An 8,540-nucleotide genomic window follows, 5' to 3' on the forward strand; every position below is an offset into this window, starting at 1 on the left:
CCTTTTCCTCTAATTTCTTTTATATGTTTATGTTGAAGATGTTCTCTAATGAGTTGTTCTTTTTCAAGAGCTTCAGCCATTAAATTGGTTTCTGTAACTTCTTTTAAAGTGGCTAATGCAGCAGCTGCGATAACAGGGTTTCCTCCAAAGGTTGTAATATGACCTAATTTGGGATTATCACTTAAAGCAAGCATCATCTCTTTTGATGCTGTAAAAGCACCAATGGGTAAACCACCTCCAAGACCTTTGCCAGTTACAACTATATCTGGTTGGCAGTTATAATTTTGAAAACCAAATAGCTTACCTGTTCTTCCTATACCAGGTTGAATTTCATCTAATATAAAAACGGCTCCTACAGCATTGCAACGTTTTTGTACTTTATTTAGATAGTCATTATTTGGCTCAATAAAACCAGCTCCACCTTGTATGGTTTCTAAAATAACAGCAGCAGTGTTTTCTGTTATCTGTTGAAGATCATTTTCAGAATTAAAAGCAATATGTTTTACATCTGGAATAAGAGGTTGAAAAGGTGTTTTACGTTCTTCGTAATCCATAAGGCTCAAAGAACCCATTGTGTTACCATGATAAGCATTTTTTGCAGCAATAATCTCAGTTCTTCCTGTATAACGTCTTGCTAATTTAAGACTACCTTCAATGGCTTCAGTACCTGAATTGACGAGATAAGTAGTTTCTAATGGATTAGGTAAATGTTGGGCTAAAAGCTTAGACAATTCAAGAGCAGGTTGTTGAATATATTCTCCATAAACCATAACATGGAGATATTTATCTAATTGCGTTTTTACAGCTTCAACTACTTTTGGGTGTGAATGTCCTAAACTACAAGCAGATACTCCTGCTACAAAATCGAGATATTCTTTTCCATTTGTATCGTAAATGTACGAACCTTTGGCATGACTAACCTCCATAGCTAAAGGATGTGGTGTTGTTTGCGCTTGATATTTTAAAAAATCTGCTTGCAACTATTGTCCTTTTTTCTCTTTTAGTTTTTTATCCTCCGGAACTTCTATCGGCTTTGTGTTAGGTGTCCAATTAGTTTTAGGCTTTTCTATATTAGCTTTAACTGTTGAGTCTGTTACTTTTGAACTTTTTTTGAGGCTTGAAGCTTCGTTTTTTGGTAAATTTCTAGCGGCTTTATTAGCTTTATTTGGTGTGGCTTCAGCTGCTTTTTCAATACGTTCTTTAACACTGTCGTCTACAAAATCTTCAGGTGGAACATAGTCTTCTAAACCAGAGATTCTTGGTAAAACTAAAGGAGGGTCATCTTTAAAGAGATCATCTACTGATGATGGTCTTTCTTCACCTCTCCAATCAAAACCTCTGAGTTTTCTGGCATTTCTTGGAAAATCTGGTTCTGGGAAAATATTACCATCTATTTGATTAATAAACCGAACTTCTTCTAAAGCCTGATCTATAATTTGAATATTAATACTTCCAGATTTTGATTTCTGAATACCAATTAATTCGTTTTGCTCGTTTCGCATATAACGAATGGTTTCTGCATTTTTAATAATATCTACATTGTAAAGCTCATTATCTCTAAAAAGTCCAATGAGACGTTGTCCTTTTATTTGGTTATAACCATCTTCACTAATGGTATCTTTACTAACTAAAAAAGCATTATTAAATACTTTTAACGAGTCGAGTTTTTCAGTTTCTACATTAGAAATTAAATGTATGGTGTCGCCAGTCATTTGGTTGCCTAAATTCCATAATACAGGTTTTCTGGCTGTTGCAAAAGCATCTTTAGAGCTAAAACGGCTAAGGTTAATTAACTCTGTAAGACCTGTTTTATGGTCTACGTGAATTGAATCTGCTTTACCTGCTAAATCACTTTTGTATAGTCTAGCATTATAATAAGCTCTAGTAATACGATTATTTTCTTTGCCAGTTACCATCAACGTATCAGCATGCAAATAGATAGAATCTTTTTCTTGAACTGTAATAGCTAAAGCACGTTTGGTAATAAAAACAGAATCTTTATCGCGCCAAACTTCTGCATAATGTCCTTTTACAATACTATTATTTATAGTATCAGTTACTGTAATATTATTAGTTGCAGATGCAAAACTTCGGTTACGATCAAAATAAATACTGTCACCTTCAACAGTTCTACTATCATAATTTACTTTAGCATTGCGTTGAAAATAGCCTGTATTAGCATTAGTGTCGTAAAAACCACGCTCAGTATAAATTTTACTATCTTCACCAACTATGGTTGATGGACCATATAAATAAGCATGACCATTATCTGGAAAAAAATCGAGACGATCTGTATTAAGTGTGTAGTCAGGATTTACAAGTACAACATCTTTAGTAAATTGGTATTTTTTAGCGTTCATATAGTAACGACCAATTTGACTGGTAATAGTACCTGAAGAGTCTCTTACCACCTTACCACTTGTATTATAGTAGGCTAATTGTCTAGTTCTGTCAAAGTAAAGTTTATCTGTTGTTAGTACAGATTGAGGTTCGGTTAAAACCACATCTCCTTGTGCAAAAGCCAATTCGGTTTTGCCACTATATTCAACATACTTAGCAACCATATTAATAGAGTCGCCTTGTTTCATGTTTACATTACTAAAGGCTTCAATATAATCTTGGTCTTGGTAATAAATGGCTTTATCGCACCACATATTAACGCCTTTGTGTACAAAGTGAACTTGTTGAGATTCGTCTCGTAGAAACACTAAAGCACCATCTTCAATCTCTGGATCTGAAGCTGCAATACCTGCATATTCTATTGTGATTTTTTGCTTGTCTTGCGAAAAACCTAATGCAGAAAAGCATAGTGTTACTATTAAAATTAGATTCTTTATGGAATTCAAAACTGTGTGTTTTTTACAAAGTAACATTTAAAGATAAGCTTTAGTATCAGTTAACAGTTTTTTTAACAGAATCTATAATTTTTAAAAAACTATATTGTCTTTCTTACAATTGTCTGCTTACGGTCTGGACCAACAGATACTATAGTAATAGGAATATTAAGCTCGTTTTCTAAAAATTCAACATATTCGTTAAGTGCTTTAGGTAATTGAGAAGCTTCTGTCATACCAGTTAAGTCTTCAGACCAACCTTTTATTTCTGTATAAATAGGTGTTACATTTTCTTCTTCAATATTATAAGGCAAGTGTGTAATGGTTTCACCTTTATAATTGTAGGCAGTACATACTTTTAGAGTGTCAAAACCAGAAAGCACATCGCCTTTCATCATAATAAGTTGAGTAACACCATTAACTTGGCATGCATAGCGTAATGCCACTAAATCTAACCAGCCACAACGCCTTGGACGACCTGTAGTTGCACCAAATTCATGACCAACACGTGCCATAGTTTCTCCATCTTCATCAAATAATTCTGTTGGGAAAGGACCAGAGCCAACACGCGTTGTGTAAGCTTTAAAAATACCAAAAACATCACCAATTTGGTTTGGAGCCACTCCTAAACCTGTACAAGCTCCTGCAGCTGTGGTGTTAGAAGAAGTTACAAACGGATAAGTTCCAAAATCAATATCTAAAAGTGAACCTTGTGCACCTTCAGCTAAAATAGATTTACCAGAAGTTTGTGCATTATGAACATACTCTTCAGAATCAATAAACTTAAGGGTTTTTAAAGTTTCAACAGCTTCAAAGAATTCTACTTCTAATTCTTTTAAATCATATTGAATGTCAACATCGTAGAAGTTAATCATAGCCTCGTGTTTGTCGGCTAAGTTTCTGTATTTTTCTTTCCAGTTGGTTAATTCAATATCACCAACTCTAATACCATTTCTACCTGTTTTGTCCATGTAAGTTGGACCAATACCTTTAAGTGTAGAGCCTATTTTTGCTTTTCCTTTAGAAGCTTCGCTCGCAGCATCCAGTAAGCGATGCGTAGGTAAAATGATATGTGCTTTACGCGAAATGCAAAGGGATGCTTTATAATCCACATTTTGCTCATCTAATTTATCTAACTCTTTTTTGAAAATTACAGGATCTATAACCACACCATTACCAACAAGATTTACAGTGTTGTCATGAAAAATACCAGAAGGTATGGTATGTAGTACATGCTTTCTGCCATTAAAAACTAAAGTGTGCCCAGCATTTGGTCCACCTTGAAAGCGTGCAATGATATCGTATTTAGAGGTGAAAACATCGACAATTTTACCTTTGCCTTCATCGCCCCATTGTAATCCAAGTAGTAAGTCTACTGCCATTTTAAAAAATTAGTTAGTCGTCTTTTTTACGGTTGCCGTAAAAGTATAGTGAATGATTATTTATCTCAATATTAAAAACCTCTTCGATGGTTTTTTTTATAGATTGAATGCGTGGGTCACAAAATTCTATAACTTCTCCTGTATCTGTAAGAATTACATGGTCGTGTTGCTTATCAAAATATGATTTTTCATAATGCGCTTGGTTTTGCCCAAATTGATGTTTGCGTACTAAAGCACATTCTAATAATAATTCTATAGTGTTGTATAATGTAGCTCTACTTACACGATAGTTTTTATTTTTCATTTTGATGTACAAAGATTCGATATCAAAATGTTCTTCACTTTCGTAAATTTCTTGAAGTATAGCGTAACGCTCAGGTGTTTTTCTATGTCCTTTGTCTTCAAGAAATTGAGTAAAAACGCGTTTTACAATTTCTTGATTACTTTCTTCTGTTTTTGCATTCATAATAAGTTACAAATTTACATAAAATTATAGGATAAGCATGACTTATTTTGGCATTAAAATTGAAAGAAATGAACAAGTTTTCAAGACTTTCTTAGCTTAGATTAAACTCTACTTACTTTATCAATTCCGCTAATTTTTTTAAGTTTATCAATGAGATTTTTTAGCATTGTTTGATTTTTTACTTCGACTGTAATATTACCATTAAAAACTCCATCTTCACTAGAAAAGCTAATACTTTTCATATTAACATGAAGATTTTCAGAAATTAGTGTTGTAATATTATTAACCAAACCAAGATTGTCTATTCCAGATAACTTTATTTGCGAAGTGTACGTGCGTTGCGACGAATCTATCCACTTAGCAGTCATTATTCTGTAGGCATAATTAGATTGTAAACTTACTGCATTAGGACAATTCTTTTTGTGCAGTTTAATGCCATCATTTATAGTTAAAAATCCAAAAACTTGATCTCCTGGAATTGGATTGCAGCATTTAGCTAAAGTATAGTTAAGACGCTCTTCTTCTTTACCAAAAACCAGCATATCGTATTTAGAAGTAATTTCTTCTTTATCAATATCTTTTGGTGTTTCGGGTTTTCGGATTCTGTTTTTTATGTAACTCATAAAAGCATTACTTCTAGAAGAAGCAAAAGCCTTTAGTTTAGTATTGTCTATAGTACCAATACCAACACGGTAAAATAAATCTAAAGAGGTTTTTAGTTTAAAATAGTTAACCAATTCATTTACCGATTTTTCATTTAACGTAATTTTAAGTTGTTTTAATTTACGTCTAAGTATTTCTTTCCCTTCAGCAGCAATCTCTTTAGTATGTGCATTTAAAGCCGATTTAATTTTGCTTCGTGCTCTTGCTGTAGTAGCATAATCTAACCAATTAGCGTTTGGTTTTATATTGTCTGATGTTAGAATTTCTACACGGTCTCCACTTTGTAACTCATGGCTTAGAGGTACTAATTTACCATTGACTTTTGCACCACGAGTTTTCATACCAACTTCGGTGTGAATACTAAATGCAAAGTCGAGAGGTGTTGCTCCTTTAGGTAGTGATTTTAAATCTCCTTTTGGTGAAAAAACAAAAATTTCTTTAGAGTAGAGGTTAAGCTTAAATTGCTCAACAAAATCTACAGCATCGGTTTCATTACTTTCTAAAGCTTCTTGTAATTTACCTATCCATTGATCTAAATTATCTTCTTTAACATTTGTGTTTTTGTATTTGAAGTGTGCTGCATACCCCTTTTCAGCAATTTCATTCATACGTTCACTACGAATCTGAACTTCTACCCAACGACTCTTAGGGCCAACAACTGTAATATGTAAGGCTTCATAACCTGTAGATTTAGGTGATGAGATCCAATCGCGTAACCTTATTGGGTTTGGTGTAAAATGATCTGTAACTATAGAATAAATTTTCCAGGCGAGGAATTTTTCATTTTCTAAATCTGATTTATAGATAATTCTAACCGCAAATTTATCATAGACTTCATCAAAGGAAACTCCTTGTTTTACCATCTTTCGTCTAATACTGAAGATAGATTTTGGTCGTCCTTTAATATCATAATTAAGACCTTCCTTGTTTAAAGATTTTTCAATGACACTAGAGAAGGCTTTTATATATGCATCTTGCTCTTCTTTGCTTTCTTGCATCTTCTCCTCAATATCATTATACACTTCTGGTTCAGTGTATTTAAGCCCTAAATCTTCAAGTTCTGTTTTAATATTATAGAGCCCTATTCTGTGTGCTAATGGCGCATAGATATATAAGGTTTCTGAGGCGATTTTGACTTGCTTGTCTGGTCGCATAGAACCCATGGTTTGCATATTGTGCAAACGGTCAGCAATTTTTATAATGATTACACGAACATCTTCATGAAGCGTTAACAACATTTTACGGAAATTCTCTGCTTGCAATGAAACATCCATATCATGATTTAAGGATGATATTTTTGTGAGCCCATCTACAATTCTGGCAACAGTTTCACCAAAAAGACGTTCTATATCTGCAATAGTGTAATCTGGATTGTCCTCAACAACATCGTGAAGTAGTGCAGCTGCAATAGAAGTGGCATCTAATCCTATTTCGGAAGCCACAATTTTGGCTACAGCAATAGGATGAAAAATATAAGCTTCACCAGATTTGCGTCGTTGATCTTTATGCGCATCTAGAGCTACCTCAAAGGCATGGCGAATCAATCTTTTATCATCATCACTTAAGGTTCGGTAGCTTACTCTTAAAAGTTCTTTGTAGGCTTTTGCAATTGCTGCATTTTCTTTTTCAATATCCACTTCAGTCATAAGAACTAAAGTAAGCAAACTCTATGAAATGAGCAATGAGTTTTTTAAAGGAATTTTTATTGAGAATTACTTTGTCTATATGAAAAGATATATTTTTTTATGGGTTTATGTGGTAAGTTGTTTTTAGTCAATGGTATATAGTTGAAAAATATAATTTTTTGTTTTGTGAAAGGGAGTTTATGATTTTCTCAGATTCCTAATTCTGTCCAATAATGTAGGGTGAGAATAATGTATAAAAACATAGGCTTTATGTGGTGTAAGATTACTTAAACTGTTTTTAGATAATTTTTTTAGAGAGGTAATTAATGGCTCAGCTTTATAAGTGGTTTTAGCATAATCATCTGCTTGATATTCAAATTTTCGCGAAACATAGTTCATTATTAAACCTGTAATTTCAGAAATAGGAGAATAGAGTAATCCAAAAGCAATCAATCCAACATGAAAGCTTGGTGTTTCTACACCAATAGCATTAGAGAGTAGAGGGTTAGATATAAAAATAGATAATATGTAAAATGTTAATCCAGTTAATAGAATTGATGTAACTAGATTAAAAATAATGTGTTTACGTTTATAATGCCCAACTTCATGAGCTAAAACAGCTACAATTTCTTCATCTTCTAAGTCATTAACCAATGTATCGTATAGTGTAACACGTTTTTCACTACCAAAACCAGAAAAATAGGCATTGGCTTTGGTACTTCGTTTAGAACCATCAATAATGAAAATTTTATTTAAACTAAAGCCAACAGATTTTGCATAATCTGAGATTTTATTACGTAACTCACCTTCTTCTAAAGGCGTTTGTTTGTTAAACATTGGTACAATTAATCGCGAATAAAACATATTCATAAACACCGTAAAAAGCGTTACAATTCCCCATGCATAAAGCCAAAAATTATTTCCTGTAATCTGATAAAACCAAATAATAAGCGCTATAATACCTCCTCCAAGAATAACCATCATTAATAAACCTTTTAGTTTATCTAGTACAAAAGTTTTTTTAGTGGTTTTATTAAAACCAAATCGCTCTTCAATCACAAAGGTTTTGAAATAGGCAAAAGGAGTAGTGATAATATCACTAGCTATCATTATAATTCCGAAAAAGATTAAACCCACTACAATAGGTTTGTTAGAGTAGTTTCTGGCAATATTGTCTACATGCTCAAATCCATCAAGTAATAGAAAACCTAAGGTTAATACTAAGGAAAACAAAGAGGACCATATACCAAATCTATAATTGGTAGACTTGTAGTTTTGAGATTTTTTATATTCTTCAGTATCATAAACATCGTTTAGCTCTTCTGGTATTGGGTCGTTAAAATGTTTGGCATTTATAGCATCAAGGATTTTGTCTTTGATGAAGTTAATAAGGATGATGGCTATGATGATATAAAATAGAGTACTAGCAGTCATTATATGTTTTGAATAGATATTATTTTGTCAGTTTAAATAGAGAATTTTCTTATTCTTTTGAGAATTATTCAAAATTCCGTTGTCTTTTAGCTTCAAAAATAAGGATTCCAGCAGCAACAGAAACATTCATAGAATC

6 protein-coding genes are annotated in these 8,540 nt (G+C 32.8%); all 6 read right to left on the reverse strand.

Going from position 1 to position 8,540, the window contains the following annotated elements; genetic code table 11:
• Positions 1-980, reverse strand: a 980-nt coding sequence (locus N4A42_RS06280; RefSeq protein ID WP_294071482.1) for an aspartate aminotransferase family protein, incomplete at its 3' end; no start/stop codon positions are given.
• Positions 981-2,846, reverse strand: a complete 1,866-nt coding sequence (locus tag N4A42_RS06285; RefSeq protein ID WP_294071485.1) for an OstA-like protein — start codon at positions 2,844-2,846, stop codon at positions 981-983.
• Positions 2,847-2,935: 89 nt separating this feature from the next.
• Complete coding sequence (locus tag N4A42_RS06290; RefSeq protein WP_294071487.1) at positions 2,936-4,216, reverse strand: adenylosuccinate synthase; 1,281 nt, start codon at positions 4,214-4,216, stop codon at positions 2,936-2,938.
• A 13-nt stretch (positions 4,217-4,229) separates the two neighbouring features.
• Positions 4,230-4,682 carry a Fur family transcriptional regulator gene (locus tag N4A42_RS06295; protein ID WP_294071489.1) on the reverse strand — a complete coding sequence of 151 codons (453 nt, stop codon included), beginning with the start codon at positions 4,680-4,682 and terminating at the stop codon, positions 4,230-4,232.
• Between the two features lie 101 nt (positions 4,683-4,783).
• Positions 4,784-6,991, reverse strand: coding sequence for a RelA/SpoT family protein (locus N4A42_RS06300; protein ID WP_294071491.1), 2,208 nt, complete (start codon positions 6,989-6,991; stop codon positions 4,784-4,786).
• A gap of 177 nt (positions 6,992-7,168) precedes the next feature.
• The gene (locus N4A42_RS06305; protein WP_294071493.1) at positions 7,169-8,404 is read right to left on the reverse strand and encodes a M48 family metallopeptidase; all 1,236 of its coding nucleotides are present in this window, start codon (positions 8,402-8,404) and stop codon (positions 7,169-7,171) included.
• Positions 8,405-8,540 lie beyond the last annotated feature (136 nt).

Origin of the sequence: Winogradskyella sp., from assembly GCF_025210595.1 — a bacterium.
In the GTDB taxonomy this organism is placed as follows: Bacteria; Bacteroidota; Bacteroidia; order Flavobacteriales; family Flavobacteriaceae; genus Winogradskyella.